Source organism: Halopseudomonas sp. (assembly GCF_041579695.1).
GTDB lineage: Bacteria > Pseudomonadota > Gammaproteobacteria > Pseudomonadales > Pseudomonadaceae > Halopseudomonas.
The window spans coordinates 40,272-66,325 of record NZ_JBFGFI010000002.1; the positions used below are offsets into that span (position 1 = coordinate 40,272).

A 26,054-nucleotide genomic window follows, 5' to 3' on the forward strand; every position below is an offset into this window, starting at 1 on the left:
CGGAAAACAGATGATCTGAAAAAGGGTTCGCCCGCCTCATGCGAGTTCGCTGGATCGATGTATCAGCCGGCGGATCTCCGGCAGGCAGGAGCCACATTCCGTGCCGCAGCCAAGAGCGCTCTTTAGACCGTCCAGGTCCAGGCCTTCGTTAATGCCGGTCTGAATCCGGCTCTGACTGACGTTCATGCAGTTGCAGATAATTTTTTCCACCTTGCCGGTGGCCTCGCCTGGCGGTGCGCTCAGGGGTGCCAGCAGCCAGGGCCGCAGGTGCACCGGCGTCGGCCCGCCCTCCCACAGACTGATCAGCCAGTCACGGGCATTGGTTTCACCACACAGTCGCACTGTCCTGATGTGATCGCCTTCGAGTGCGATCCGCTTGCTGATTGCCCTGCACGGATCGTCATAGGCCAGCAGCGAGTCCTGATCCAGACCGAGCACCGCATCCACCTGTGCCAGCCAGGCAGCATCAGCTGGCTGATGATGGGCGGCACGGACCAGCAGTGCCGCCCGTTCTCGACCACGCAAGCTGAAACTTGCATACGACAAATGTTCGCACAGGGTCCGCAAGGCGCTGAAGCGGCGCTGGATATCGCCCTCCACCAGAATGAACACGTCCCATGGTAGTGTTGCAGGCTCGATCCTGATCGCGGCCTGCTTGAGTTCGGGCTGTCGGGACAATGGGTCGAAGGCGGGCTGGGTCAGTACATTGACCCCGCCGCCGAGCAGAAACCGATCGCCCCAATGCATCGGGATCCAGGCTTGGCCAGGCTGTAACTGATCATCCGCAAGCACCGGTAGCACCAGTTCGCCACGGCGGCTGGTGACCCGCACCAGTTGGCCATCGGTCAGTGCATGGCGGCGCAGCTGCTCTGGATGCACACTGATCTGGGCCTGGTCGACATGACCGAATAGCTGTGCGGCGGTGCCTGTGCGGCTCATGCCGTGCCATTGATCGCGCAGCCGGCCGGTATTGAGTATCAGCGGAAAATCCATCTGCGCCTGTTCCTTCGCCGCAACATAGGCGTCGGCGACGAAACGGGCATGGCCATCGCTGGTGGGGAATCTGCCGTCGCGATACAGCCGTGCGGTACCTTCTGCTGCACCATCCGGGAAAGGCCATTGCTGCGGTCCCAGGGAGTCGATGAGCTCATAGCTTAGGCCGCTGTAGTCCAGGTCCCGGCCCCGGGTCAGGACGCGGAATTCATCGAACAGGGCTTGGGGATTGGCGAAGTTGAACAGGCTGGGCTGGGCTGGCCTTAACTGCTCTTCCAGTCGGCGGGCCAGATCGCAAACGATGGCCCAGTCCGCACGTGCTTCGCCCGGCGCCGCAATTGCCGGACGTACGCGGCTTATGCGCCGCTCGGAGTTGGTTACGCTGCCGGATTTCTCGCCCCAACTGGCTGCGGGCAGAAGAAGGTCGGCAAACTGGCAGGTTTCAGTGGTGGCAAAGGCTTCCTGCACCACCACGAAGGGGCACGCGCTGAGTGCCTGGCGCACCAGCGTCTGATCGGGCATCGATTGCGCAGGATTGGTACAGGCGATCCACAGTGCCTTGATTCTGCCCTGGCGCACTGCCTCGAACAGCTCGACTGCGCTCAGGCCGGGAGCGTCCGGCAGAGCATCGATCCCCCAGTAGTCGGCAACTTCGCCGCGGTGTAAGGCATTGGCGGCGTCGCGGTGGCCGGGTAACAGGTTGGACAGGCTGCCGGTCTCGCGCCCGCCCATGGCATTGGGCTGGCCGGTGAGAGAAAACGGCCCGCTGCCTGGCTTGCCAATCTGACCGGTAGCCAGGTGCAGATTGATCAGCGCGCTGTTCTTCGCGCTACCGGCGCTGGACTGGTTCATGCCCATGCACCACAGGGAAAGGAAGCTGGGCGTGCTGCCGATCATCCGGGCAACGGTCTGCAAGTCGGCCTGACTGATGCCACAGGTGCGTGCGACGAATTCCGGTGTGTAATCGCGCACCAGCGTCTGTAAGTCCTCGATACCTGAGGTATGCGCTGCGATGAACGTCTGATCTGTCCAGCCTTCCCACATAAGAATATGCATGATGCCATGCAGCAGGGCGACGTCTGTCCCCGGTTGCACGGCGAGATGCATATCGGCGATTTCGCAGGTGGCGGTGCGTCGGGGATCGACGACAATGATGCGTTTTTCCGGGTGCTCGGCCTTCGCCTGTTCCAGACGGCGGAACAGAACAGGATGGGCGTAGGCCATGTTGCTGCCGATGATCAGCAGGCAATCGCTCTGTTCAATATCTTCGTAGGAGCAGGGTGGGGAGTCGGCGCCCAGGCTGCGTTTGTAGCCCACTACTGCGCTGGACATGCACAGGCGTGAATTGCTGTCGATATTGTTTGTGCCTATCAGCCCGCGGGCCAGCTTGTTGAACGCGTAGTAGTCCTCGGTGAGCAACTGCCCGGAGATATAGAAGGCAACGCTGTCGGGGCCATGCTCGGCTATCGTCTGGCCGAAAACCTGGGCCGCGTGCTGCATCGCCGTATCCCAGTCGGTACGGCTTCGGGCCATGCCCTTGCCCAGCCGCAATTCCGGATACATCGCCCGCGCGGCGGGATCCCCTGTCTTGTGCAGGGTGGAACCCTTGCTGCATAGCCGTCCGTAGTTGGCTGGGTGCGCAGGATCGCCGCTGACGCCCTGAATGGTCTGGCCATCATGTTCGATAAGCACGCCGCAACCGACGCCACAATAACAGCAGGTGGACGCTGTGGTGTGCAGCATCAGGCGGCTTCCTCTACGGCGATTGTCGCTTTGTCAGTTGCAGCAGATTCGCTGGCGCAGACGGCCTGACCGAACATCAGGTGGTTGCGTATTGCGCTGATGTTCTGGCTGTCGCCAAGCAGGCGCATGTACCAGGCGCCGTTAGCGGTATCACCGTACAGGCAGGCTCCAACCAGCAGGTCATCGCGAATGACCAGTTTCTTGTAAATGCCGGTCACCGGGTCGGACAGGGTGATAATCTCGCTGTCGTCATCGCCCTTGAAATCGCCGGCGGAAAACAGATCGATACCCGTGACTTTGAGTTTGGTGGAGGTTATTGAACCCACATAGCGTCCATAACCGAGCATTGCAAGGTGGTTGGCACATACCCTGGCCTGTTCGAAAAGCGGGGCAACCAGGCCATAGGCGATGCCGCGATGGTTGGCGCATTCGCCAATGGCATAGATCTTCGGGTCGTAGGTCTGCAGGGTATCGCTGACCAGAATCCCGCGTTCGCACGCCAGGCCGGCGCTCTCCGCAAGCTCGGTACGCGGCCGCACCCCCGCGGCCATTACCACCAGGTCGGCAGGTATCTCACTGCCATCCTTAAAGCGCACAGCCTGGACTTTTCCATCGCTGTCGCCAAGCAGTTCGCTGGTGAATTGCGGTAGCAGAAACCGGATGCCACGAGCTTCCAGGTTGTTCTGCAGTAGCTGCGCGGCAGTCGAATCCAGCTGTCGGTCCAGCAGGCCCTTGCCGATATGAACCACTGTCACGTCCATGCCCCGGCTCTTCAGACCATTGGCCGCTTCCAAGCCGAGCAGGCCGCCGCCGATGACAACGGCATGGGAATGGGTTCTGGCGGTTTCCATCATCAGCTCGGTGTCGGCGATGTCGCGGTAGCCAATCACCCCTTGCAGATCGTTACCGGGTATCGGTAGAACGAACGGATTGGACCCGGTGGCGAGCAGCAGGCGGTCGTATTCGGCCTGCGTGCCATCATCGGCCGTGACCCGGCAATGACGTCGATCGATGCTTACCACCCGTTTTCCGGTATGCAGGGTTACTCCGTTGTCGCGGTACCAGGCCAGGTCATTGAGAATGATGTCCTCGAAAGTCTGTTCACCGGCCAGAACGGGGGAGAGCATGATGCGGTTGTAGTTCGGATGCGGCTCGGCACCAAAGACGGTTATTTCATACATGTCTGGTGCCAGCTTGAGTAGTTCCTCGAGGGTACGCACTCCGGCCATGCCGTTACCTACCATTACCAGTTTGAGCTTGGGCATCATCTGCTCCCTTTCGTGAGCGCAAAATAAAAAAGGCATCCCACCGCGCTATGCGGTAGGACGCCTTTGTCCGGTTCCCGATGAGTCGGGTAGCAGGCTGTCGCCGTTGACAGCTGCCGTATGTGATGTGTGCCTGTACTGGACAGGCAACTCTATATCCAATTATGCACAGGCTGTGCCAGCTGCTGTGTATTGTAAAATCAAAAGCTTGCGCTGCTTTCAAAGGTTTTTTCGCAGCTTTTTGCGCACCTGATTGTGGCGCTGCGCACCGGCCTGGTGCGCCTCAGTACAGAATCACTGCCAGGAGCGCCAGATTCATCAGCAGGGCACTCAAGGCGATTGCCTGCCAGACGGCCAGGGGTTCGCGTTCCAGCAAGGGGCGGTGTTCTGTCTGCAGACTCCGGCGGTCGCCCTGTTCCAGTGCCAGCAGCCATTCTTCCGCGGTTTCATAGCGTTTGTGCGGGTCGGGTTCGAGCGCCTTGAGCAGACAGGCGTCGAGCCACGCCGGCAGATCCGGTCGATAGCGACTCGGTGAAACCGGCCGGTTGAAACGCGGGTGCTGGAAGGCTTCGATCTCGCCGTAGGGGTAGTGTCCAGTGATCAGGTAATACAGCGTGACACCCGTGGCGTAGATATCCTGCTGCGGACTCGGCTCGGCCCCGGCGAATGATTCTGGCGCGATATAGCTGGGTGTCCCTGCCGGCCGGTGTCCGGGTTCCCAGACGGAGAGCCCTGGGCAGTACGCCATACCAAAATCCAGCACGCGCAGCACACCGTCTTCGCCCAGGTGCAGATTCTCCGGCTTGATGTCCAGGTGCAGAAGATTGCGCCGGTGCATCAAACCCACGGCGCGGATCAATTCCGGCGCCAGTGTCTGGATCCGTGCCAGACTCAGCAGACCCTGTTCGCGCTTGCGCTGTTCCAGTGTGGTGCCAGGGTAATCGCGCATCACATAGTACAGGTGACGGCGAGCGGGCAACGGATGGAGCTCCGGCACCTGCTGGCCGGCGCTGCGGCGCATGAACCATTCCTCCAGAACCAGGTTCTGCAGGGCTGTGCGATCATCCTGATATTGCGGTGGCAGGGTTTTCAGCAGCCAGCTTTGCTGTTGCGGATCCTTTACCCGGTACAGCAGCGACTGGCGTGACTCGGCCAGCACACCTTCTATATGCCAGCCTTCGAACTGCTGAGAGGATTTCAAGCGGGGTGGCAGGGCCCGCTCATCCAGAGGAACCAGAGCATCGCTCAAACTGGTTTGCGGCAGTGCGTCAATACATACCAGCAGCGCGCTCGCGTTGTCCTGGCTGCCGGCCTGATGCGCCTTTTGCGTCAACTGGGCACAGGCTTCGGCGGGTTCTTCGATAGTCTTGAGGCATCGTCCGATGCTTTCATCATCAGCCGTCGTCCAGACGCCATCGCTGACAACCAGCAGACGGTCACCGGTGTGCAACTCGCCTTCGAGGTAATCCATGACCAGGTGCTCGTCCAGGCCAAGCGCCCGCTTGAGCACGTGCTGCATGCCCGGCTGCTCCCATACGTGCTCGCTGGTCAGGCGGCGTAATTGCCCATCACGCAGCAGATAGGCCCGACAATCGCCGATGTGCGCGATGGTGTACCGCTGGCCGCGCAGCACCAGGGCTGTCAGCGTAGTGAGCAGCGGCTGACCACCACCGTTGGCCCGCAACCAGCGATTATGCGCACTGAGCAGTCGCTCCAGTGCCTGGGTTACCGACCAGGTTTCCGGTGTGGAATAGTAATCCAGAGCCAGCGCCTGCAACGTGGCGCGTGCAGCCAGGCCACCGTCGTGGCACTGGCTTACGCCGTCGGCAACGGCCATCAGATGACCCTTGCTGGCAGCAAGGCGTGGCGCCGGGGTGACCACGCGGATCGCATCCTGATTCTCCGCGCGGGGGCCGGTTACGCTGGATTCGGCGACGCGCAATCGCAGGGTCATCGCTTACACCCTTGCCGTGGTCATCGCCGAGGATCCCCATGTGGTGCGCCAGCGACGCTTCACGCCGACCAGACCAAGGAGGGCCAGTAACCCCAGTGCGGCAAACATCCACAACCCCAACTGATAGTCGCCGGTATATTGTTTGATCGTACCCAGGCCCGCGGCCAACACGAAGCCACCAACGCCGCCGGCCATGCCGATAAGACCGGTCATAACGCCAATCTCGCGATGGAACCGTTGTGGCACCAACTGAAATACCGCGCCGTTGCCCGCACCCAGGCCGAGCATTGCGGCGACGAACAGCGCAAGCGCGGCAATCGAGCTCGACAGGTTGAAACCGACCAGCGCGATACACAGCGAAGCCGAGCCATACATGCACAACAGTGAGCGGATACCGCCTATCCGGTCTGCCAGCGCACCGCCCAGCGGGCGCATCAGGCTGCCCGCCATCACGCAGGCGGCAGTGTAATAGCCGGCAACCACCGGGTTGAGGCCGTATTGGTCACTGAAATACCCGGGCAAGGCGCTGGCCAGACCGATGAAGCCGCCAAAGGTAACGCTATAGAAAAACATGAACCACCAGCTGTCCTTGTCGTTCAGGGCGATCAGGTAGTCCCTTGCGGCCTTCGGCTTGGGACGGTTGGGCGAGTTTTTTGCCACCAGAGTAAAGATGATCAGGGTGGCCACCAGTGGTATCAGCGCCAGGCCGAATACGTTCTGCCAGCCAAAGAGATACGCCAGACCCGGAGCGAAGAGCGCAGCGAGCACGGTACCGGAATTGCCGGCGCCGGCGATGCCCATCGCCTTGCCCTGGTGCTCCGGCGGATACCACTGGGAGGCGAGTGGCAACGCCACGGCGAACGCGGCGCCGGCGAAACCCAGCCCAAGGCCGAGCAGCAGGGTGTCGTTGTAACTGTCGACACCGATCAGCCAAGCTGCGCTGAGACTTGTGATGACCACCACCTGCCCGATAATGCCTGCACCCTTGGGCGATATCCGGTCGGCGAGAAAGCCCATCAGCAGGCGCAGCAGCGCACCGGCGAGAATGGGCGTTGCAACCATCATGCCCCTTTCCTGTGCAGTCAGGCTCAGGTCGGTGGCAATCTGCACCGCGAGGGGGCCAAGCAGATACCAGACCATGAAGCTCAGGTCGAAGTAGAGAAAGGCGGCGAACAACGTGGGTGTGTGGCCAGCTTTCCAGAAACTCTTGTTCATCGGATATCCCTCTATGAGTGCTTATTCGGGCGTTTGCCTGTGATATGCAACGCAAAAAAAAACGCCATCCCCGTGGCAGGACCTGGGTCCTGACCGGAGATGACGTCGTTGTCTTTTCAGCAACCGCCGTTGGCTACCTGCCGTAAACAAAGCAGGATGCATGCCAGGGTGACGGAAGTCAGTCGCCGAGCATTTCGCTCATGGAAATAATCTGCTCAGCGACCTGACTGAGTTTCTGCTGGCGGCTCATGGCCTGGCGCCGCATCAGCGTATGCGCTTCGGCCTCGTCGCAGTTTTTCATTTTCATCAGTAGGCCCTTGGCCTTTTCGATCCGCTTGCGTTCATTGAGCTGCTGTTCACGCTCCTGCAGCTCTGCCCGCAGCTTCTGGTCCGTTTCGAAGCGGGCCATCGCCACGTCGAGGATGGCCTGCATACGGCCGCTCTGGATACCCTCGACGATATAGGCGCTGACGCCAGACTGAATCGCCTTGCGCATGATGCCGGGGTCGTGCTCGTCAGTGAACATGACGATGGGGCGGGGAAGGTCGCGGGTAACCAGGCATACCTGCTCCATCACATCGCGGCTGGGTGAGTCGCTGTCGATCAATACCACATCGGGTTTGCAGTCCTGGACCCGTGCGGGCAGATCAACCGACAGGCCGGATTCATCAAGCACCTCGAAACCGGATTCGCGAAGCGAGTCGCGCAGCCGGCCAAGTTTTCTGGCGGTATCGTCGATAAGCAGAATACGCATCATGCTTTCCTGTTCAAGCTCGACGGATCATACGCGTTCAGCGCGAAACTCGAGGCGTAGCTTGCTGGGTCGGAACCGTTCCAGGTCACGCCGTCGGTAAGCACGCTGGAACGCATCGGGCCTGGCACTTCGATGCCCAGCGCACTGGCAGCGTCGCGGTAGATATCCAGTTGCTGGATCTGGGATGCCAGCGCCAGATAATCCGGGTCGTCGCGCAGCAGGCCCCAGCGGCGGAACTGAGTCATGAACCACATGCCATCCGAAAGATACGGCATGTTGACCGCGCCTTCTCCGTGGAAGCGCAGCGGGTGGCTATCGTGCCAGACCCGCCCATTGCCGTCATCATATTCGCCGAGCATCCTTGGCAGCAGTGTGCCCACCGGTGTATCGACATAATCCGGGCTGCTGATCAGTTGTGCCGTGCTGCGCCTGTTTTCATCGCTCTGATCAATGAAGCGGCTTGCGTCCAGAACCGCCATGATCAGCGCGCGCGCCGTGTTCGGGTATTCTTCAACGAAGGCAGCAGTAGTACTCAGCACCTTTTCCGGATGGTCTGGCCAGATCGACTGGCTGCTGGCAAGCATGAATCCCTGGTCTTGCTCGATAGCGCAGGCACCCCAGGGTTCGCCGGCGCAAAAGCCGTCGATACGGCCAGCCTGCAGATGTTGCACCATCAGGGATGGGGGAACGACGACCGAATCGACATCGCGCAGCGGATGAATGCCCTTGGCTGCCAGCCAGTAGTACAGCCACATCGCGTGGGTGCCGGTGGGAAACGTCTGGGCCAAACGCAGTTTCGCACTGTTCTGGTGCGCTCGCGTCAGGAGTGCTCCGGCATCGGTCACGCCTGCCTGTTGCATATCTGCAGACAGATTGATGCTCTGACCGTTCTGACTCAAACCCATCAGTACTGCCATCGGCGTGCGCTGGGAGCCCAGACCCAGATGAATACCGTATATCAACCCATACAACCCCTGCGCGGCATCCAGCTCGCCGCTAAGCAGCCGGTCGCGCAATACTGACCAGGACGCTTGTCGGCGCAACGTCAGTGTCAGACCGTATGGCTGGGCAAAGCCCTGGGTGGCGGCGACGATCAGCGAAGCCGAATCGGTCAGCGGAAGATAGCCGATATTGAGCAGGCTCTTTTCCGGCCCATCGCTGCCGGCCACCCATGCCAGGGCGTCGCTGCGCGGACTGTTGTCATTTTGCATTGCGGTTCTCCAGAGCAAACCCGGGACAAACAAAAACGCCGTGAACCCGGATCGGTGGATCTGATCAGGTTTCACGACGCCGTTGTCGCTTGCAGGTAACCGGCAGGGGTCACCGTCAAGCAGAACTGGAGCAAGGTTTGTGCCAGAGGCTGTGTTCTAACGCACCACCATGACCGAGCGTTTGCACTGCTGGACCACGCGCATCGCATTGGTGCCGAGAATATAGTCCTCGGCGCGTTTCCGCTTGTGCGACGCCATGACTATCAGGTCCACCTTGAGTTGCTTGGCGACCCGCAAGATTGCCTCGTAGGCTTTGCCGTCGGTAACGATCCGCTGTACCGGGATCTCTTCGGGTACGTTCTCCAGGACAAAATCCTTGAGCCGCTGGGTCACCGCCTCCTTGGCTTTCTCGGTGTATTCAGGCGGAAAGAACCCGCTGACCAGCGGGAGACCAAAGTCCGGTATGACCGTCACGATATGCAACGAAGCGCCGTAGTCACGGCACAGCTGCAGCGCAGTGGGCAGCGCCTTTGTCCATGAAGCCTCATGATTGAGGTCGATCGGCAACAGAATCTTCTTGTACATGACTCGTCTCCTCAGGCACTGGCCGGTTGATCAGGTTGCCGGCGGCGCCATTGCAGCCCGGCGACCAGCAGGAACAATAACAATCCAGGGATCCACATCCATTCCTTGGACATACGGTCGACGGGCGCCAGGATTTCGATAATTTCCTGGTCGAAATCGAATCCCAGATCCGCAGCGAGACTGCCATAGGTGACCATGTCGACCAGCGTGCGGCCGTCTTCCTGCATCAGGGTCAGACCCAGTTCGTCGAGCCGCTCCTGGCCGGTTTCCCCGTCGGGTACCGGCACCAGCAGATAGAACTGACGGGGCGTGCCAATATCGTCCAGACCTTCGATCTGCATGCGCAGATTGCTTCCCTCATCGACCCGGTCCAGAGCCTGGACAATCTCCGCAGGGGGGATTGACTGGTAGGGATCATGCACGATGTCCATCCAGAAGCCCGGGCGGAACAGAGTAAAGGCCACCAGCAGCAACAGGATATTCTCGTACCAACGGTTGCGTACGATCATGAAACCCTGGGTGCCCGCCGCGAAAATCAGCATTGCCACGGTGGCCACTACGAAAATCAGCAAGCCCTTCAAGAAGCCGACGTCAATCAGCAACAGGTCGGTATTGAAGATGAACAGGAAGGGCAGGGCTGCTGTACGCAGACTGTAATAGAACGCCTGGAAGCCGGTGCGGATCGGGTCGCCGTTGGATACCGCTGCTGCGGCAAACGATGCCAGCCCGACCGGTGGGGTGACGTCGGCCATTATGCCGAAATAGAACACGAACAGGTGGACTGCAATCAGCGGCACGATCAGACCATTCTGCTGGCCGAGGGTGACGATTACCGGTGCCAGCAGGGCGGACACCACGATGTAGTTGGCTGTGGTCGGCAGGCCCATGCCGAGGATCAGGCTGAGCACCGCAGTGAGCAACAGCATGAGCATCAGGTTACCCATCGACATTATCTCGACCAGGTCCGCCAGCACCAGGCCGACGCCGGTCTGCGCCACAGCGCCGACAATGATGCCCGCCGTGGCAGTGGCAATACCGATACCGATCATATTGCGTGCGCCGGATACCAGGCCCTGCCAGAGGTCGTCCAGGCCCTGATGGAGATCGTTGGCCAGCTTGCTCTGACCGCGGAACACAGCGATCAGCGGTCGCTGGGTCAGGATGATCACAATCATCAGTACCGTTGCCCAGAAGGCCGACAGCCCGGGAGACAGGCGTTCGACCATCAGGCACCAGACCAGCACGATTACCGGGAGGATGAAGTGCAGGCCGGACATGACCGTGGGCTTGGTCTGAGGCAGGGTAACGACGGGGGAGTTGGGATCGTCCAGCTCGAGTTCCGGGTATTGCGCGCCCACTTTCAATAGGCCGACGTATACCGCCAGCAGCGCGGCACCTATGACCCACCCGGCACTTTCACCCAGCAGCGGTTTGAGCCAGCCGAGCCCGTAATAGACCGCAAAGGAAAGGGCCATGAGCAGGATAAGCCCGGTCAGGAAGCCGATCATCTTGCGCACCAGTGGACGTGGCGGATTACTGCTCTGCAGACCCTGCATGCCGGCTTTCATGGCTTCCAGATGGACGATATAGACCAGCGCAATATAGGAGATAAGTGCCGGCAGGAACGCATGCTTGATGACCTCGACATAGGAAATGCCGACGTATTCGACCATCAGGAAAGCGGCCGCGCCCATCACTGGCGGCATTATCTGGCCATTGACCGAGGAGGCGACTTCAACCGCGCCGGCCTTTTCCGAGGAAAACCCGACGCGTTTCATCATCGGGATGGTAAAGGTGCCGGTGGTAACCACATTGGCAATCGACGATCCGGAGATCAAGCCGGTCATTGCCGACGCTACTACCGCTGCCTTGGCCGGCCCGCCCTTATAGTGCCCAAGCAGCGAGAAGGCTACCTTGATGAAATAGTTACCGGCACCGGCCTTGTCCAGGAGCGCGCCGAACAGCACAAAAAGGAAGACGAAGCTGGTCGACACCCCCAGAGCAATACCGAACACGCCCTGGGTGGTCAGCCACTGATGGTTGGCCAGCGCGTCGATGCTGACACCGCGATGGGCGAGAATGCCCGGCATGTAGGGGCCGCCAACCGAGTAGACGATGAATACCAGCGCCACGATCATCAGCGGCGGACCGAGTGCCCGTCGGGTGGCTTCCAGCAGCAATATCAGGCCGGTGATCGCCACTATCACGTCAATTGTGTTGGGATTACCCGGTCGGGAGGAGAGCTGGGTATAGAAAATATAGATGTAGGCCGCGCAGAAGGAGGCGGCGAAGGCCAGTACCCAGTCGGGAACCGGCACGCGATCCCGGGGCGAACGCTTAAGCGCCGGGAACGAGAGAAATCCGAGGAATACGGCAAAGGCCAGGTGAATCGACCGGGCCTCTGTACTGTTGAATACGCCGAAGCCGACCATGAATGGCAATGGTGAGGCAATCCAGAGTTGGAAAAGGGACCAGGCTGCGGCTACTGAGACAATCAGTTTGCCGGGAAACCCCTCCGGCTTGCGTGCGCCGGTATCACTTGTAGCGACGAGTTCCTCCAGCTCGGTGCTGAGGTTGTCGCGCTTGGTTGTTTTCTCGCTCATGATCGTCCCTGCTGTTCGTTTTATTTCTTGTCAAAGGAACAGGCCTAACCGCCGGGGTGATACCCGGCGGTCAGCGCATCATTACATCCAGCCGCGTTCCTTATAGTAACGGACGGCTCCGTCATGCAGCGGAACCGACAGGCCTTCCTTGATCATTTCCTCCTCCTTCAGGGTGGCGAAGGCAGGGTGCAGGCGCTTGAAGCGATCAAAGTTCTCGAATACCGCCTTGACGGTGTGATAGACCACGTCATCCGCCACATCGCTTGAGGTCACCAGGGTGGCGCGCACGCCGAAGGTCTGCACGTCTTCTTCGTTGCCGCGGTAGATACCGCCGGGAATGGTAGCCTTGGCATAGTAGGGACGATCTTTGATCAGCTCGTCGATTTCCGCGCCAGTCACCGACACTATTACCGAATCGACCGTGGTGGTTGCTTCCTGAATCGAACCGTTGGGATGGCCTGCTACATACACCATTGCATCGATATTGTTGTCGCCCAGCGCGGCAGCCTGCTCGGCTGCATCCAGCTCCGATACCAGGGCAAAATCATCACGGGTCCAGTCCAGCGCTTCCATGACGACTTCCATGGTATCGCGCTGGCCGGATCCGGGATTACCCAGGTTGACCCGCTTGCCTTTCAGATCCTTGATATTCTCGATGTTCGCATCTTTGCGGGCAACCACGGTGAGGGGCTCGCCGTGGAGCGCAAACATCGCGCGCATGTCCTCGAACTTCCCGGCGTCCTCGAAGTTCTGGACTCCGTTATAGGCCTTGTACTGGATGTCCGACTGCACCACGCCCATCTGGATGTCGTCATTGCGTATGGCGTTGACGTTGGCAACCGAGCCGCCGCTCGACGGTGCATTGCAGCGTATGCCGTGTTCATTGGCATTACGGTTGATCAGGCGACAAACGGACTGGCCGACGACGTAATACACGCCGGTCTGGCCGCCGGTGCCGATAGTGAGGAATTTTTCCTGGGCGAACGCCGGAGTGGCTGACACGGCAGCCAGACTCAGGGCCGCTGAAAATAATAGAGTGAGTGATTGACGCTTCATAAGAGGGTAGCTCCTTCTTTAGATTTTACCGTTGGCAGCCGCCAAACGCGTTGCCAATGTCACGTTGCCGATGTCACATGGCTGTCTGGCCAGATAGCCAGGCCAAAAGCGTGATCCGGGGTCAGTGTCTGAAGTGTAGCGGACTGCTGCGCATTCATCTGAAAATAGCGCTCACACCGACGGCGAGCAAGCTATTGATTCGGATAGATGTATGGAGTTGTGAATCACTCGAGTGGCCAGCCACCCATCTCACGCCAGCGGTTGACGATGCTGCAGAACAGGTCGGCAGTTTTCTCGGTGTCGTAGCGCGCAGAGTGTGCCTCGCGGCCGTCAAATTCGATGTCGGCAGCGGCGCATGCCTTGGCCAGCACTGTCTGGCCAAATGCCAGGCCGCCGAGGGTGGCGGTATCGAAGCAGGAGAACGGATGGAAGGGGTTACGTTTGATCTGGATGCGCTCGACCGCGGCGTTGAGAAAGCCCAGATCGAAGAAGGCGTTGTGCCCGACCAGAACAGCGCGATTGCAACCGGCGGATTTGACGGCCTTGCGCACGTGCTTGAAGATCTCGAGCAGCGCATGCTCCTCGGTTACGGCCATCCGTAGCGGATGATCGAGCTTGATTCCGGTGAACTCCAGGGCAGCAGCCTCCACGTTGGCACCGACAAAGGGCTCGACGCGAAAGAAATGCGTCTCTGCGGGGTAGATCATGCCTTCTTCATCCATCTCGATGATGGTTGCAGCGATTTCCAGCAATGCGTCGGTAGCGCAGTTGAAGCCACCGGTTTCAACATCTATTACTACTGGCAGAAAGCCGCGAAAGCGGTACGCCATTGGTGGCTTGGGGCCTTTGCTGGCGGGTTGCTGGTCTTCGGTGTCGAACTCAAACTCGCTCACGGGCGATCCTTAGTGTTGGCTGGCGGTCAGGCGACGCGCCATTGCAATGTCTCGCCGGCGCGCAGCGGCACGATCAACTGATCGCCCAGTGGCAGCGTAGCAGGTGCGGTCCAGGACTCGCGTACCAGTGTGATGTGATCGGTATTGCGCGGCATGCCGTAAAAGTCCGGGCCGTGCAGACTGGCAAAACCCTCAAGCTTGTCGAGAACGCCCAGGTTGTCGAAGGTTTCGGCGTACATCTCGATTGCGGCGTAGGCGGTATAGCAGCCCGCGCAGCCGCACGCTGCTTCCTTGGCATGGCGGGCATGCGGCGCAGAATCGGTGCCTAGGAAAAACTTGCTTGAGCCTGAGGCGACTGCATCGCACAGGGCCTGCTGATGACGCTGGCGCTTGAGTATCGGCAGGCAGAAAAAGTGCGGGCGAATACCGCCGACCAGCATATGGTTGCGGTTGTATTGCAGATGATGCGCAGTGATGGTGGCGGCAACCCGGTCCGGCGCGCTGCGTACAAAGTCCACCGCATCGGCCGTGGTAATGTGCTCGAAGACCACCTTGAGAGTCGGAAAGCGATCGACCACGACTACCAGTTGCTGATCGATGAAGACCTTCTCGCGGTCGAAGATATCGACCTCCGCGTGCGTCACCTCACCATGCACCAGCAGGGGCATACCGACGTCGGCCATGGCCTCTAACGCCGGGAAAATATTCTCCAGCGCGGTCACACCCGAATCGGAATTGGTCGTCGCCCCGGCCGGATAAAGCTTGGCAGCCACAGCCTGACCGGCATTCCATGCATCGCGAATGATCCGTGGGCTGGTCTGGTCAGTGAGATAAAGCACCATCAGCGGGTTGAAATCGGAGCCATCTGGCCGAGCCGCCAGGATGCGCTTCTTGTACTCGTCGGCCTGCCGGCCGTCACGCACCGGCGGGACCAGATTTGGCATCACGATCGCCCGGGCGAAAGTGCGCGAAGCGTCGGCTACTGTATTTGGCAAGACGTCATTGTCACGCAGATGTATGTGCCAGTCGTCCGGCCTGATCAGGGTGATGCGGTCGGTCATCAGCGGGTTTTCCAGAGAGTTTGAATGGCTTAATGCTACCGGAAGTGCCCCGTTTTTTACACACCCGGCAGGGTAAAGTTTTCTCGGCAGGCGCCGATGTAGACCTTGGAGAAAGTCTTATTCTGCGGAGAATCCTGTGGCTCGAGCCTGTATTGCATTGCTGCTGACCCTGGCCCTGCCTGCCCATGCGCTAACGTTCCAGACGCGTATGGAAGAAGTGGAATGGTCGGTGGAGGGTGACAAGTTTGAATGTCGTCTCACCCAGCCGGTCAGCGGCTATGGGGATGCCGTTTTCGTGCGTCGCGCCGGCGAGCGTCCGGTGTTCGAGCTCAAGGCATGGAACAATCTCATGCGGCCTGGCCAGGCGCAGCTCTACAACGATGCGCCCATGTGGCAACCCAATGCCCGGGCCCGTTTGCTGGGCTACACCGCCGTTTCTGATGATCAGGTGGTTATTCGAGTTCCGCAGCAGCAGGCAGGTCAGATGCTCGCCGGGCTCGCGGACGGCCTGCATCCGACGATCCAGCGCGCTGCGTGGGCCAACGCCGTCGAACCGGTGCGGGTGGTGGTCTCCAGTATTGGTTACCGTCAGGCCTGGGCGGATTTTCAGAAGTGCAGCGCGGGACTGCTGCCGATGAACTTCGACCAGGTTTCCAACAGTGTCGTCAGTTTTGCCAGTGGCGGCACCCGGCTCACGGGTGACGCAAAACAGCTGCTCGACACCGCGCTGGAATACATCGAGGCGGATGACGATATCAGCGAAATTGTGCTTGAAGGACATTCCGATAACGTTGGTAACCGGTTGGACAACCGCGAGCTGGCACGCCAGCGCGCCCTGACAGTGCGCAATTATCTGATGGAGCGCGGTGTCGAGGAGGAGATGTTCAACATGCGTTTTCACGGCGATCGCTATCCGGTTGCGAGCAACCGCAGCGAAGCAGGGCGAGCCAAGAACCGCCGTGTGACCCTGAAGCTGGAAAAGAGCTGAACCATCTCCCCTGTGATTCCTCCCGGCTGGGCGCTAGAATAGCGACTTTGCCCGTCGCCCCGTGCGTGGCGTTGATCAATTTTCAAGGGAGCGCGTAATGTCTGATGTGAAAAAAGTCGTCCTGGCCTACTCCGGTGGTCTGGATACCTCAGTGATTCTGAAGTGGCTGCAAGATACCCATGACTGTGAAGTCGTGACCTTCACCGCTGACCTGGGGCAGGGCGAAGAGGTCGAGCCGGCGCGTGCCAAGGCCAAGGCTATGGGCGTGAAGGAGATCTACATCGACGATCTGCGCGAAGAATTTGTGCGTGATTTCGTGTTTCCGATGTTCCGCGCCAATACCGTCTACGAAGGTGAATATCTGCTGGGCACTTCCATCGCCCGCCCGCTGATCGCCAAGCGTCTGATCGAAATTGCCAATGAGACCGGCGCCGACGCGATTTCCCACGGGGCGACTGGCAAGGGTAACGACCAGGTGCGTTTCGAACTGGGCGCCTATGCGCTCAAGCCTGGCGTCAAGGTGATTGCTCCCTGGCGCGAATGGGACCTGCTGTCGCGCGAAAAGCTGATGGATTACGCGGCCAAGCACGACATTCCGATCGAACGCCACGGCAAGAAGAAGTCGCCTTATTCGATGGACGCCAACCTGCTGCACATTTCCTACGAAGGCGGCGTGCTGGAAGACACCTGGACCGAGCACGAAGAGGAGATGTGGCGCTGGACCAAGTCCCCCGAGAATGCGCCGGACACGCCCACCTATATCGAGCTGACCTATCGCAACGGCGACATCAGCGCGATCGACGGCAAGGAAATGTCTCCGGCCACCGTATTGGCCGAGCTCAACCGCATTGGTGGCGAGAACGGCATCGGCCGTCTGGACATCGTCGAAAACCGCTTTGTCGGCATGAAGTCCCGTGGCTGCTATGAGACTCCCGGCGGCACCATCATGCTCAAGGGCCACCGCGCCATCGAGTCCATCTGCCTGGACCGTGAAGTTGCCCACCTGAAAGACAGCCTGATGCCCAAATATGCCGAGCTGATCTACAACGGTTTCTGGTGGAGCCCCGAGCGGGCAATGATGCAGCAGATGATTGACGCATCGCAGGCCAACGTGAATGGCGTAGTGCGGCTGAAGCTGTACAAGGGCAACGTCATCGTCACCGGCCGCAAGTCCGACGACTCGCTGTTCGACGCCGCGATAGCCACCTTTGAAGACGACGCCGGCGCCTACGACCAGGCCGACGCTGCTGGCTTCATCAAGCTCAACGCGCTGCGCATGCGTATTGCCGCGAGCAAGGGCCGGAAGTTGCTCTAAACGAGCTGGAAGCTTGAAGTTAAAACCTGGATCGCCCCTGCGGCTGGTTCAGGCGGCCGCTTCAAGCTTCAAGTCCTATGCTTTCAGTTGTCATCCTGGGAGGTCTGCATGCGCATACTCCACACCATGCTTCGCGTCGGTAATCTGGACGCTTCTGTTGCTTTCTACACTGAAGTGCTTGGCATGACCCTGCTGCGCCGCAAGGACAACGCCGAGGGCCGGTTTACCCTGGCTTTCGTTGGTTACGGCAATGAAGCCGAAAACGCAGTTCTGGAACTCACCTACAACTGGGACGTCGATCACTATGATCTGGGTGATGGCTATGGTCATATCGCGATCGAGGTGCTTGATGTCTACAAGGCCTGTGAGCAGATCAAGGCGGCTGGCGGTAATGTTGTTCGCGAAGCCGGGCCGATGAAACATGGCACCCGGATACTGGCCTTTGTTGAAGACCCTGACGGATATCGGATCGAGCTGTTATCGGGCCGCTCGCAGAATTGAGGGTATGCGGGAGGCGCAATGGTCTGGTGGCTACTCATCGCGATAGTAGTACTGATCGTACTGCTGTTCGCCCGCAAGCGGCAAAAGCGCCGCGCTGAAACTGCGCAGCTTCAGGCCCGATCACGTGCACTTGAGCAGTTGCGGTTGCTACGTGACCTACTGGAGCAGGTCCAAAGGCATCGAGGCTTGTGTTTTGGCGTGATGTCGGGCGCCCATAACCTCGAAAGCGAGCGCTGGACCGTGCACGGTGAGGTCTATCGTCTTCTCGAAAATGCGTTTTTGCATCAGGCGAACCTCGCCTGGTACGAGGCCTGGAAGGGCGTCTATCCGCTATGGAAACGGATCGATCATGAGCGCCAGGGCAATGCTGCAATCGCCGTACTGCAACTGCACCATGAATTCGCCGAGCTGATTCTCGAGACCATTAAAGCCTTGGGAAACCGCCATGACCTTATATGTCTTGGAGGGCTTGCACCCCAGCCGGAAGGGCTCTGGCTCGACTTGCTGGAGAACGCAGAGCTGCTCGGCAAGGCGAGGGCGGTTGGCACCGGCATTGCCGCGCGCAGGCAAAACAGTCCAGCTCAATGCCAGGAGCTGGAGCGCCTGAGCGAACTGATTCGAGAGCAGGCCTATCTGGCGCCTGCCCAGCTGAGCGTTGAGCCAGTCCTGCGAGAGGCTCTGGCCAAGCCTGTGCGCGAGTCCGAAGACAGGATCGACACGCTATTGCAGGCTATCGATACGCTTCTTCGCGATCCAGCGCACAGGGCACTCGGTGCCATGGGTTTTTTCAACACGGCGACCCAGGCCATCAGTGCTCAATACATGCTTGCTGACCTGTTGCTCGAGCGCCTGCGACTGGCCACCGAAGCGTCCCTCAGGCAGGGCTGACACCGCGAATGCGCGCTGCCATGTCGGCGGCATACAGATCTGTCATTCCCGCGATAAAGTCGATAACCCGCAGGTAGCTGCGATACAGATCCCAGTCCGGCCCTGGCACGTTGTTGCCCATCAGGTCGAGAATGCGCTGGTGCTTGAAGCTCAGGTTCTGTCCGGCATGCTGCTCGTTTACAGCGCCGCAGAACGCATCAAGCAGGGTTTCCAGTGTGCTGTAGGCACCGATCTCGTGCAGGGTCTTGCGCTTGTCCTGGAATATGCGTTCGCGCGCCATGTTCTTTGCTTCCAGCACGCAACGTCGGGCGTTGGGATGCATATGCTCGACCAGATCGCCCTTCAGGGTACCGGCCAGCAGCGCAGTCTGCTGGTTGATGAATGCCTCTGCGGCAGCGTTGACCAGGTGTTCGATCGCCTTGCCGCGCAGAATAGCCAGACGCCGCCGGGTGGAATCCTGGGCGCCAAGCTGACGATAGGTTTCCGGCAGGTCATCGCCAACCAGTTGCAGCAGCAGGTGCTCGACCTCGGAATAATCCAGCAGCTCCATTTCCATGCCGTCTTCCAGGTCAATCAGGCCGTAACAGATGTCATCTGCGGCCTCTACCAGATAGACCAGCGGATGACGTGCCCAGCACTGGTCTGCCTGCATGGGCAGCCCCAGCTTGCCGGCAATCTGCTCGAGCAGGGAGAATTCCGCCTGATAACAGCCGAATTTGTGTTTCTTGTAGCCCTGGCTGTCGGCATGGCGCGCGGTCCAGGGGTACTTCAGGTAGGCACCCAGGGTCGCATAGGTCAGGCGCATGCCACCCTCGAACTGATGATACTCAAGCTCGGTCAGTACTCGAAAACCCTGGGAATTGCCCTCAAAGCTGAGAAAATCGAGGCGCTGGGCTGCTGTCAGCGGGTCCAGCCAGCCCTTGCGGTCGGCCTGATGGAACCAGTGGCGGATCGCATCCTCGCCGGAATGACCGAAGGGCGGGTTGCCGATGTCATGGGCCAGGCAAGCGGCCTGGACGATCACGCCGATATCTGCCGGCTCGCACCAGGCAGGCAATTCATCGCGCAGCATTTCGGCTACCCGCATACCCAGTGAGCGCCCCACGCAGCCCACTTCCAGGCTGTGGGTCAGGCGGGTATGAATATGGTCATTGCTTGAAACCGGATGCACCTGGGTTTTTTTGCCCAGCCGGCGAAACGCGCCGGAAAAGATCACCCGGTCATGATCCTTGTGAAAGGGCGTGCGCCCCAATTCCTCGTTGCTGGCAATAGGTTTGCCCAGCCGTTCGCGGCACAGCAGTGTTTCCCAATCCATTCTTATCTCCCTGCAGACCTTCGAGTATGTTGCATCGCAGCCTTGGCTGCCAAGCGTCGGATGTGAGCCGGCAGACATGTTTTAGCCGGCGGTTCCGGGTTAACATACCCGGCTGGCGCGAATCGCCGACCTGTCCTTCGAATATCCTGATGATCTTTTGCCCATGAAGCCTGTTCCCGATCTGATTCTTTACGGTACCACCGCATGTCACCTGTGCGAGGCCGCCACGAGCGAGCTCGCCCCCTTGCAGGGCAATGGTTTGCGCCCGCGCGAACAGGATATAACCGATAGCGACGTGCTGATGGAGCGTTATCAACTGCGCATACCAGTGCTGCGCCGCGAGGATACGGGTGCTGAGCTGGATTGGCCATTCGATCTGGCGACCGCCATGCTGTTTCTTGCCGACGTTCTGGGCGAGGAGGGTTGAACATGGCGCAGCGGGTTGAGCCTTTCTGGAAACGCAAAACGCTGGAAGAAATGGATCAGGCGGAGTGGGAGTCGCTGTGTGACGGCTGCGGCCTGTGTTGCCTGCAGAAACTGGAGGACGAAGATGATGCCAACGCTATCTATTACACCCGCGTCGCCTGCAAACTTCTGGACCGCGAGAGCTGCCAGTGCAGCAACTACGCCGAGCGAACCCGATTCGTCCCGGACTGTATTCAGCTGACACCGGGCGCTGCCGCAAAATTCAACTGGCTGCCGCCCACCTGCGGTTACCGTCGCATAGCCGAAGGCAAGGACCTGCCTCCCTGGCATCACCTGGTCTGTGGCGACCCTGACGCGGTGCATGCCGCAGGTATCTCGCAGGCCGGCCGTATGGTCGCCGAAGACGCCGTGGCCGAAGATGACTGGGAAGAACACATCATCTTCAGGGTCGGCTAGGCGTGCCTCCTATTGGCTGATCTGCAACTCGCGCAGCTTGGTATACAGATAACGCACCTGATCGTATTCGAAGGGGCTGTCCAGCGCGCCGTAACGAAACTCGTTCTGATAGCGCATATCCACCGCCTGTAGTGCCCAGAGTGACGGGTTGTTGTTCTTGATTTCGCGGTTATCGAGAAACTCCACGTAATCTTCGAATGTCCAGTCCACTGCCTGGCCGGTAGCGTCGCGCAGGGAGGAGGGCCCGAGGAACGGCAGCACCAGATAGGGCCCCGGCGGGACGCGATAGAACCCCAGCGTCTGCCCGAAGTCCTCTCTTTGCTGCGGCAGTCCCATCTTTTTGGCCACATCGAACAGACCCACCACCCCGAGCGTGGTATTCAGCAGCAGCCGCGCGGTGGTGCGCATGCCCTTGTCAGCCTTGCCTTGCAAAATGCTATTACCCAGATTGGGAATGTCTGCCAGGTTATTGAAAACATTGGAAACGCCAGTTCGTACGAATTTCGGCGTGGCCCATTCATAGGCATTGACCACAGGCAGATAGATCAGGTCGTCAAAGCGTGCATTGAAACGATAGATACGGCGGTTGATAGGTTCTATCGGATCCTGAACGTTCAGCGCGCGCAGGCTCGAGCGTTCGAACTGATAACCCGCGCCCTCCCTGGTCTCGATGCCTTCAAGCGGGTCGGTATATTCTGGAATGGCGTTCTGAGCCTGCAGGCCACCTGCGAACAACAGGGCTGCAAGGGTGATCGATATCCGGCTCATGGTTTGGCTCCTTCCAGAAAACTCAGCATGCGTGCGGTTACTTCCTGGTGCTGCAGATTGCCGCCGTGGCCGCCCCGTGGGTAGAGAAATGCACGATCGCCAAAGGTATCGGCAAGGTACTGGTAGTCTTCACGGGTGAGGATGAAGTCATCGGCATTGGTCAGCACGGCCATGCGTGGGTTGTTGGTGATATGTTCTTCGATACTCTGCAGACTCGTGACGTATGCCATATCCTCGATGGTTTTCCCCGCATGCCGGCTTTGCCAGTCTGGCCACAGCTGGTTACGCACGTAACAGCCAAAATCGCAGAACAACGCCCGGCGTAGGTAAGGCGTGAGCGAGGTGCCGACGGTAATGGTCTGATCAGTCGGTGCATAGCGCCCCTTGTTATTGATCAGATCCGCCATGAAATTCAGGTCTGCCGCAGCAAAGCGAAATACCGCACCAACCAGCATGGCCATTTCGGCATCGGACAGCGCCTCTTCGGAGGTCTGTATCCCCTCGAACAGCGTACTCTCGATATCCGTATCGCCTCTTGTTGCGAAGTAGCGAGAAAGCTTGTCGAATATATGCTCATAGAAACTTTCAGTGCTGTCGACGCCAGGCACAAGGGTATGTGACAGCTTGTCCAGACGCTTGATCGATTCATACAGATTGACTGGCGGGTTGAGCATCAGTACACGGGTAAAATTGAACTGGCCGAGGTGTTCATCCAGTTCACTGACGAAGGCTGCGTTCATTGCGCCCAGACTGAAGCCCACCAGGCGGAACTCGGTGGCTTCCAGTCCGGTTTCGTTGCGTGCGTGCTCCAGTGCCACCGACATTGCGGTATGCAGGTCACGCGCGTCCCGTTGTCCCAGCCCGGGCAATCCGCTGGTGGAGGCCGCTGCGATGAAATCGAAATTGGTCGGCGAGGACATCACGATTACGTGCATGCCGGCCTGCCAGTACAGCGCCTTAAGATAGTCCAGACGTGCGCTGTCGTAGCCCGATCCGCTACCTGCAAGCAAAAAAACCAGGGGTGCCGGCTTGTCATGCCAGGCAACACCGAAGCCCATCTTGCTATAGAACTCGAACGCAGGAGGTAATGCGCGATCCGGCAGCACGCGCACGCGCATGTCTTCCTGTTGAATGTTCGGCTCAGCGGGTACCGGAGCGCGCAATTCTTCCGGCGTGCCGCCTATCGTGGAGAGGAACGCGTTGATGTCGGGATAGCTGAAATCGTCGGCATTGATCGCTGGGGCCATGAGGGCAACAGCGCTGAAGAGCAGGGACAGGATAATTCTGGGCATTTAGCGATTCCATTGCGAGTTCACAGCTAGTTCCCCAAAATACTCGAATTAGTTTCCAAGCGCCTTTAAAATTGCAGGCTTTCGTGTAATTCAGGCGCGAATCATCGGGCGAAAGCGGGCGGGCATATTGGCCCCGCCGCGACGCTCGATGCGTTTCCAGATCTTTTCGTGAAAGTGGAAAGCTACGGTATTCACCGCTGGCTCGACCAATGCCACTGCGCCACCCAGCAACAGACTGCCGGTCATGGCATAGACGACAGCAAAAGCGATCGTGAAGTGCATTATCGCGAAGGTGGTTGTCTTGATCATGATGTTCTCCGAAGCCCGTTAATGGGAATCATTCCCGACTGGCTTGAGAGTAGATGCAATCATGTGTGAGTCAAAACAGATTTAACTGATAGCGCCCATTGGCTGAATCAATCGATAATTGCGGCGCTGCGCAGACGCCGCGAAAATCGGAGCACGGGGTGGCAGGTGTCAGTCTTCGAAATCGAAGTCCAGCAACTGCTTCTGCAGGCGTCGTTCTTCGAGATAATTGTCAATGAGGCGGCGCTTGGTCAGGTTGGTCTTGGAGTTGCTCGCCGAATCGGTATCGGGAGTATCGTCCTCTTCGACGAAATCATCGTCTTCCAGTTCTATCTCGGTTTTTGCTTTGGCCATGACTCAACTCCACAGTGACGATGCCATTTGCGCACCTTATAACGGCAGATTGAGTTTAGCGGAAATAGATTTTTTCAATCATCCTGCAGCTTGAGAGCGAAGTTTGCGCTAGTCAGAGGTCTTGTGCGGATATTCACACAGGTCTTCTATCCGGCAGCTGCCGCATTGCGGGGTTCTCGCCTTGCACACATAGCGTCCGTGAAGGATAAGCCAGTGATGCGCATCGACCAGAAAATCCTTCGGTACGTGCTTCATCAGCTTGTCTTCGACCTCTCGCACGGTTTTTCCCTTGGCGATTCCGGTGCGATTACTGACCCGGAAGATGTGGGTATCGACCGCCATTGCAGAATGACCGAATGCAGTATTGAGCACGACGTTGGCGGTCTTGCGGCCGACGCCGGGAAGGGCTTCGAGATCCTCCCGGTTGTCGGGGACCTGGCTGTGGTGGTTCTCCATCAGCAGGCGGCAGGTTTCGATCACGTTGCGTGCCTTGCTGTTGTAAAGACCAATGGTCTTGATGTATTCGGACAGACCGGCAACGCCGAGGTTATAGATCGCCTCAGGCGTATTGGCGACCGGAAAAAGCTTGGCGGTGGCCTTGTTGACTCCCACATCGGTAGCCTGGGCCGACAGGATGACCGCGATCAGCAGCTCGAAGGGGCTGCTGTAGTTGAGTTCGGTCGTCGGTGTCGGATTGTCCTCGCGCAGGCGCTGGAAGATTTCGAGACGTTTGTGCTTGTTCATTGGCGGTCAGTTCACCGCGCCGGTCACGCGCACACGTTTGCCGCCTGCCGCCGGTTTTGCGGCTTTCGCAGCGGCCCGTTCCTTGACGATGTCGTCGATCACGTTCTTCAGCGCGATCAGCAGGCCCATGAACAGAAATGCGCCGGGTGGCAGGATCACGAAGAGCACATCCTTGTAATTGGGAAACACCACAATGCGCCAGTCCTCGGCAATGGGGCCGAGCAGCAGATCCATGCCGGCAAACAGGGTGCCATAGCCCACCAGTTCGCGGAGCATGCCGAGTACAACCAATACCAGGGCAAAGCCCAGCCCCATCATGAAGCCATCCACCACCGACGGCAGTATCGGATGCTTGGAGGCGTAGGCGTCTGCTCGGCCCAGAATCGCGCAATTGGTCACAATCAACGGAATGAAGATGCCCAGAATCAGGAACAGCTCATAGGTATAGGCCTGCATCAGTAATTCGATACAGGTGGTCAGCGCGGCGATGATCATCACGAATGCGGGCAGGCGTACCGCGTCGGTTACCGCGCTACGGATCACCGAGACTGCGAGGTTCGAGCCGACCAGAACCAAAATTGTCGCGATACCCAGGCCCAGGCCGTTTACCGCTGTACTGCTCACGCCTAATAGCGGGCAGAGGCCGAGCAACTGCACCAGACCGGGATTGTTATGCCAGAGCCCCTGGGCGGTGATTTCGGAGAGTTTGGTGCTAGCCATTGGCAGGCTCCTCTTGCGGTAGTTCCAGCAGCATGGCGCGGTTCTCTTCAAAATACTGTAGCGCGCGATAGACCGCCTGTACCACCGCTCTGGGTGTAATGGTCGCGCCGACGAACTGGTCGAATGCGCCGCCATCCTTGCGTACAGCCCAGTTCTCGGGTTCGGGCATGCTCAGGCTTTTGCCGTTGAATTCGAGGATCCAGTCGCTCTTGGCCAGTTCGATCTTGTCACCCAGACCGGGGGTTTCCCGGTGACTGGTTACCCGTACACCAGCCACCCCGCCATCGGCATGGATGCCGACAAGAAGATCGATCCGGCCACTGTAGCCATCGGGCGCGACCACCGGCAGAATCACGGCCACGACCTCGCCGTCTTCCCGCCCGCGGTAGGCCTCCGCGGGACCTGGCAGGTTGAGAAGGTCGCGATCGTTGACCGTGAACGTATCGTTGAGCAGCTCATTGTCGTGTTGGTCTTCGGGCAGGATTTGCGTCAGCGCGCTCATCTGCACGCGGCGTTTCTCCTCGGCGATGCGCTCGGCAGTGCCCTGCTGGGTAACGGCAATCAGGCCCACTGTAAACATCGCAAACACGCCCAGTATGATGCTGTTGCGAAAGACCGAGCTGCCGGTGGTAAGCGGATTCTGCATGA

General features: G+C 59.3%; 24 protein-coding genes and 1 pseudogene. 6 read left to right on the forward strand and 19 right to left on the reverse strand.

Translation table 11 applies throughout. The features are described 5' to 3' along the window. Window positions 1-36: 36 nt before the first annotated feature. From ABYA88_RS01220 to pyrC, 11 genes and pseudogenes are all read right to left on the reverse strand, one after another. On the reverse strand, window positions 37-2,736 hold the full coding sequence (locus tag ABYA88_RS01220) for a molybdopterin-dependent oxidoreductase (RefSeq protein ID WP_373184702.1): 2,700 nt from the start codon (window positions 2,734-2,736) through the stop codon (window positions 37-39). A 65-nt stretch (window positions 2,737-2,801) separates the two neighbouring features. Further along, window positions 2,802-4,001: pseudogene (locus ABYA88_RS01225) on the reverse strand (NAD(P)/FAD-dependent oxidoreductase); the annotation flags it as partial. A gap of 283 nt (window positions 4,002-4,284) precedes the next feature. Then, window positions 4,285-5,955 carry a protein phosphatase 2C domain-containing protein gene (locus ABYA88_RS01230; RefSeq protein ID WP_373184704.1) on the reverse strand — a complete coding sequence of 557 codons (1,671 nt, stop codon included), beginning with the start codon at window positions 5,953-5,955 and terminating at the stop codon, window positions 4,285-4,287. Between the two features lie 3 nt (window positions 5,956-5,958). Beyond that, window positions 5,959-7,170 (reverse strand): nitrate/nitrite transporter, encoded by a 1,212-nt coding sequence (locus ABYA88_RS01235; RefSeq protein ID WP_373184706.1) that lies wholly within the window; start codon window positions 7,168-7,170, stop codon window positions 5,959-5,961. Window positions 7,171-7,348: 178 nt separating this feature from the next. Further along, on the reverse strand, window positions 7,349-7,927 hold the full coding sequence (locus ABYA88_RS01240) for an ANTAR domain-containing response regulator (protein WP_373184708.1): 579 nt from the start codon (window positions 7,925-7,927) through the stop codon (window positions 7,349-7,351). Further along, window positions 7,924-9,135: a CmpA/NrtA family ABC transporter substrate-binding protein gene (locus ABYA88_RS01245; protein WP_373184710.1), complete on the reverse strand. Its 1,212-nt coding sequence runs from the start codon at window positions 9,133-9,135 to the stop codon at window positions 7,924-7,926. Before ABYA88_RS01245 ends, ABYA88_RS01240 begins: the two co-directional genes overlap by 4 nt. A gap of 156 nt (window positions 9,136-9,291) precedes the next feature. Continuing rightward, window positions 9,292-9,720 carry a universal stress protein gene (locus ABYA88_RS01250; protein ID WP_373184713.1) on the reverse strand — a complete coding sequence of 143 codons (429 nt, stop codon included), beginning with the start codon at window positions 9,718-9,720 and terminating at the stop codon, window positions 9,292-9,294. Window positions 9,721-9,731: 11 nt separating this feature from the next. Next, a complete protein-coding gene (locus tag ABYA88_RS01255) occupies window positions 9,732-12,323 on the reverse strand; it encodes a TRAP transporter permease (RefSeq protein WP_373184714.1) in 2,592 nt (863 codons plus the stop codon). Window positions 12,324-12,404: 81 nt separating this feature from the next. Next, window positions 12,405-13,379 carry a TAXI family TRAP transporter solute-binding subunit gene (locus ABYA88_RS01260; protein ID WP_373184716.1) on the reverse strand — a complete coding sequence of 325 codons (975 nt, stop codon included), beginning with the start codon at window positions 13,377-13,379 and terminating at the stop codon, window positions 12,405-12,407. Between the two features lie 224 nt (window positions 13,380-13,603). Next, the gene (gene rnt, locus ABYA88_RS01265) at window positions 13,604-14,272 is read right to left on the reverse strand and encodes a ribonuclease T (RefSeq protein WP_373184718.1); all 669 of its coding nucleotides are present in this window, start codon (window positions 14,270-14,272) and stop codon (window positions 13,604-13,606) included. A gap of 26 nt (window positions 14,273-14,298) precedes the next feature. After that, complete coding sequence (gene pyrC, locus ABYA88_RS01270; RefSeq protein WP_373184720.1) at window positions 14,299-15,333, reverse strand: dihydroorotase; 1,035 nt, start codon at window positions 15,331-15,333, stop codon at window positions 14,299-14,301. A gap of 136 nt (window positions 15,334-15,469) precedes the next feature. Here pyrC and ABYA88_RS01275 point away from each other — a divergent pair, with 136 nt between their 5' ends. The 4 genes from ABYA88_RS01275 (at window position 15,470) to ABYA88_RS01290 (ending at window position 19,025) form a co-directional block, all read left to right on the forward strand. Then, window positions 15,470-16,321: an OmpA family protein gene (locus ABYA88_RS01275; protein WP_373184722.1), complete on the forward strand. Its 852-nt coding sequence runs from the start codon at window positions 15,470-15,472 to the stop codon at window positions 16,319-16,321. 97 nt (window positions 16,322-16,418) lie between these two features. Next, window positions 16,419-17,636, forward strand: a complete 1,218-nt coding sequence (locus ABYA88_RS01280) for an argininosuccinate synthase (RefSeq protein ID WP_373184724.1) — start codon at window positions 16,419-16,421, stop codon at window positions 17,634-17,636. Between the two features lie 108 nt (window positions 17,637-17,744). Beyond that, complete coding sequence (gene gloA, locus ABYA88_RS01285; protein WP_373184726.1) at window positions 17,745-18,137, forward strand: lactoylglutathione lyase; 393 nt, start codon at window positions 17,745-17,747, stop codon at window positions 18,135-18,137. Window positions 18,138-18,155: 18 nt separating this feature from the next. Continuing rightward, on the forward strand, window positions 18,156-19,025 hold the full coding sequence (locus ABYA88_RS01290; RefSeq protein ID WP_373184728.1) for a hypothetical protein: 870 nt from the start codon (window positions 18,156-18,158) through the stop codon (window positions 19,023-19,025). Here ABYA88_RS01290 and ABYA88_RS01295 read toward each other — a convergent pair. Further along, window positions 19,012-20,340: a deoxyguanosinetriphosphate triphosphohydrolase gene (locus tag ABYA88_RS01295; RefSeq protein ID WP_373184730.1), complete on the reverse strand. Its 1,329-nt coding sequence runs from the start codon at window positions 20,338-20,340 to the stop codon at window positions 19,012-19,014. The two genes, ABYA88_RS01290 and ABYA88_RS01295, sit on opposite strands and share 14 nt — an antisense overlap. Before the next feature lie 163 nt (window positions 20,341-20,503). Between ABYA88_RS01295 and ABYA88_RS01300 the strand changes: the two genes are divergently transcribed. Next, complete coding sequence (locus tag ABYA88_RS01300; protein WP_373184732.1) at window positions 20,504-20,767, forward strand: glutaredoxin family protein; 264 nt, start codon at window positions 20,504-20,506, stop codon at window positions 20,765-20,767. Window positions 20,768-20,769: 2 nt separating this feature from the next. Then, window positions 20,770-21,222 (forward strand): YcgN family cysteine cluster protein, encoded by a 453-nt coding sequence (locus ABYA88_RS01305; RefSeq protein WP_373184734.1) that lies wholly within the window; start codon window positions 20,770-20,772, stop codon window positions 21,220-21,222. Between the two features lie 9 nt (window positions 21,223-21,231). Here the strand turns inward: ABYA88_RS01305 and ABYA88_RS01310 are convergent, their stop codons facing one another. The 7 genes from ABYA88_RS01310 to rsxG all read right to left on the reverse strand — a co-directional run bounded on the left by ABYA88_RS01310 (window position 21,232) and on the right by rsxG (window position 26,052). Then, on the reverse strand, window positions 21,232-21,990 hold the full coding sequence (locus ABYA88_RS01310; protein ID WP_373184736.1) for a VacJ family lipoprotein: 759 nt from the start codon (window positions 21,988-21,990) through the stop codon (window positions 21,232-21,234). Beyond that, a complete protein-coding gene (locus ABYA88_RS01315) occupies window positions 21,987-23,282 on the reverse strand; it encodes a serine/threonine protein kinase (protein WP_373184738.1) in 1,296 nt (431 codons plus the stop codon). Before ABYA88_RS01315 ends, ABYA88_RS01310 begins: the two co-directional genes overlap by 4 nt. A gap of 90 nt (window positions 23,283-23,372) precedes the next feature. Continuing rightward, entirely contained in the window at window positions 23,373-23,591 is a 219-nt protein-coding gene (locus ABYA88_RS01320; protein ID WP_373184740.1) for a DUF2061 domain-containing protein, read from the reverse strand. Between the two features lie 168 nt (window positions 23,592-23,759). Then, window positions 23,760-23,942, reverse strand: a complete 183-nt coding sequence (locus tag ABYA88_RS01325) for a PA3496 family putative envelope integrity protein (protein WP_373184742.1) — start codon at window positions 23,940-23,942, stop codon at window positions 23,760-23,762. 108 nt (window positions 23,943-24,050) lie between these two features. After that, window positions 24,051-24,686, reverse strand: a complete 636-nt coding sequence (gene nth / locus ABYA88_RS01330; protein WP_373184744.1) for an endonuclease III — start codon at window positions 24,684-24,686, stop codon at window positions 24,051-24,053. Window positions 24,687-24,692: 6 nt separating this feature from the next. Beyond that, on the reverse strand, window positions 24,693-25,406 hold the full coding sequence (locus ABYA88_RS01335; protein WP_373184746.1) for an electron transport complex subunit E: 714 nt from the start codon (window positions 25,404-25,406) through the stop codon (window positions 24,693-24,695). Continuing rightward, the gene (rsxG, locus tag ABYA88_RS01340; RefSeq protein ID WP_373184748.1) at window positions 25,399-26,052 is read right to left on the reverse strand and encodes an electron transport complex subunit RsxG; all 654 of its coding nucleotides are present in this window, start codon (window positions 26,050-26,052) and stop codon (window positions 25,399-25,401) included. Before rsxG ends, ABYA88_RS01335 begins: the two co-directional genes overlap by 8 nt. Window positions 26,053-26,054: the final 2 nt, after the last annotated feature.

Excerpts from the sequence above, each read along its gene's own strand:
- ABYA88_RS01235 (WP_373184706.1), bottom strand. The coding sequence starts at position 7,170 with ATGAACAAGAGTTTCTGGAAAGCTGGCCACACACCCACGTTGTTCGCC.
- ABYA88_RS01255 (WP_373184714.1), bottom strand. The coding sequence starts at position 12,323 with ATGAGCGAGAAAACAACCAAGCGCGACAACCTCAGCACCGAGCTGGAG.
- ABYA88_RS01315 (WP_373184738.1), bottom strand. The coding sequence starts at position 23,282 with ATGCCCAGAATTATCCTGTCCCTGCTCTTCAGCGCTGTTGCCCTCATG.
- ABYA88_RS01240 (WP_373184708.1), bottom strand. The coding sequence starts at position 7,927 with ATGATGCGTATTCTGCTTATCGACGATACCGCCAGAAAACTTGGCCGG.
- ABYA88_RS01290 (WP_373184728.1), top strand. The coding sequence starts at position 18,156 with ATGGTCTGGTGGCTACTCATCGCGATAGTAGTACTGATCGTACTGCTG.
- gloA (WP_373184726.1), top strand. The coding sequence starts at position 17,745 with ATGCGCATACTCCACACCATGCTTCGCGTCGGTAATCTGGACGCTTCT.
- ABYA88_RS01245 (WP_373184710.1), bottom strand. The coding sequence starts at position 9,135 with ATGCAAAATGACAACAGTCCGCGCAGCGACGCCCTGGCATGGGTGGCC.
- ABYA88_RS01260 (WP_373184716.1), bottom strand. The coding sequence starts at position 13,379 with ATGAAGCGTCAATCACTCACTCTATTATTTTCAGCGGCCCTGAGTCTG.
- ABYA88_RS01250 (WP_373184713.1), bottom strand. The coding sequence starts at position 9,720 with ATGTACAAGAAGATTCTGTTGCCGATCGACCTCAATCATGAGGCTTCA.
- ABYA88_RS01220 (WP_373184702.1), bottom strand. The coding sequence starts at position 2,736 with ATGCTGCACACCACAGCGTCCACCTGCTGTTATTGTGGCGTCGGTTGC.
- ABYA88_RS01230 (WP_373184704.1), bottom strand. The coding sequence starts at position 5,955 with ATGACCCTGCGATTGCGCGTCGCCGAATCCAGCGTAACCGGCCCCCGC.
- ABYA88_RS01300 (WP_373184732.1), top strand. The coding sequence starts at position 20,504 with ATGAAGCCTGTTCCCGATCTGATTCTTTACGGTACCACCGCATGTCAC.
- ABYA88_RS01280 (WP_373184724.1), top strand. The coding sequence starts at position 16,419 with ATGTCTGATGTGAAAAAAGTCGTCCTGGCCTACTCCGGTGGTCTGGAT.
- ABYA88_RS01295 (WP_373184730.1), bottom strand. The coding sequence starts at position 20,340 with ATGGATTGGGAAACACTGCTGTGCCGCGAACGGCTGGGCAAACCTATT.
- rsxG (WP_373184748.1), bottom strand. The coding sequence starts at position 26,052 with ATGCAGAATCCGCTTACCACCGGCAGCTCGGTCTTTCGCAACAGCATC.
- ABYA88_RS01335 (WP_373184746.1), bottom strand. The coding sequence starts at position 25,406 with ATGGCTAGCACCAAACTCTCCGAAATCACCGCCCAGGGGCTCTGGCAT.
- ABYA88_RS01305 (WP_373184734.1), top strand. The coding sequence starts at position 20,770 with ATGGCGCAGCGGGTTGAGCCTTTCTGGAAACGCAAAACGCTGGAAGAA.
- ABYA88_RS01310 (WP_373184736.1), bottom strand. The coding sequence starts at position 21,990 with ATGAGCCGGATATCGATCACCCTTGCAGCCCTGTTGTTCGCAGGTGGC.
- ABYA88_RS01325 (WP_373184742.1), bottom strand. The coding sequence starts at position 23,942 with ATGGCCAAAGCAAAAACCGAGATAGAACTGGAAGACGATGATTTCGTC.
- pyrC (WP_373184720.1), bottom strand. The coding sequence starts at position 15,333 with ATGACCGACCGCATCACCCTGATCAGGCCGGACGACTGGCACATACAT.
- nth (WP_373184744.1), bottom strand. The coding sequence starts at position 24,686 with ATGAACAAGCACAAACGTCTCGAAATCTTCCAGCGCCTGCGCGAGGAC.
- ABYA88_RS01320 (WP_373184740.1), bottom strand. The coding sequence starts at position 23,591 with ATGATCAAGACAACCACCTTCGCGATAATGCACTTCACGATCGCTTTT.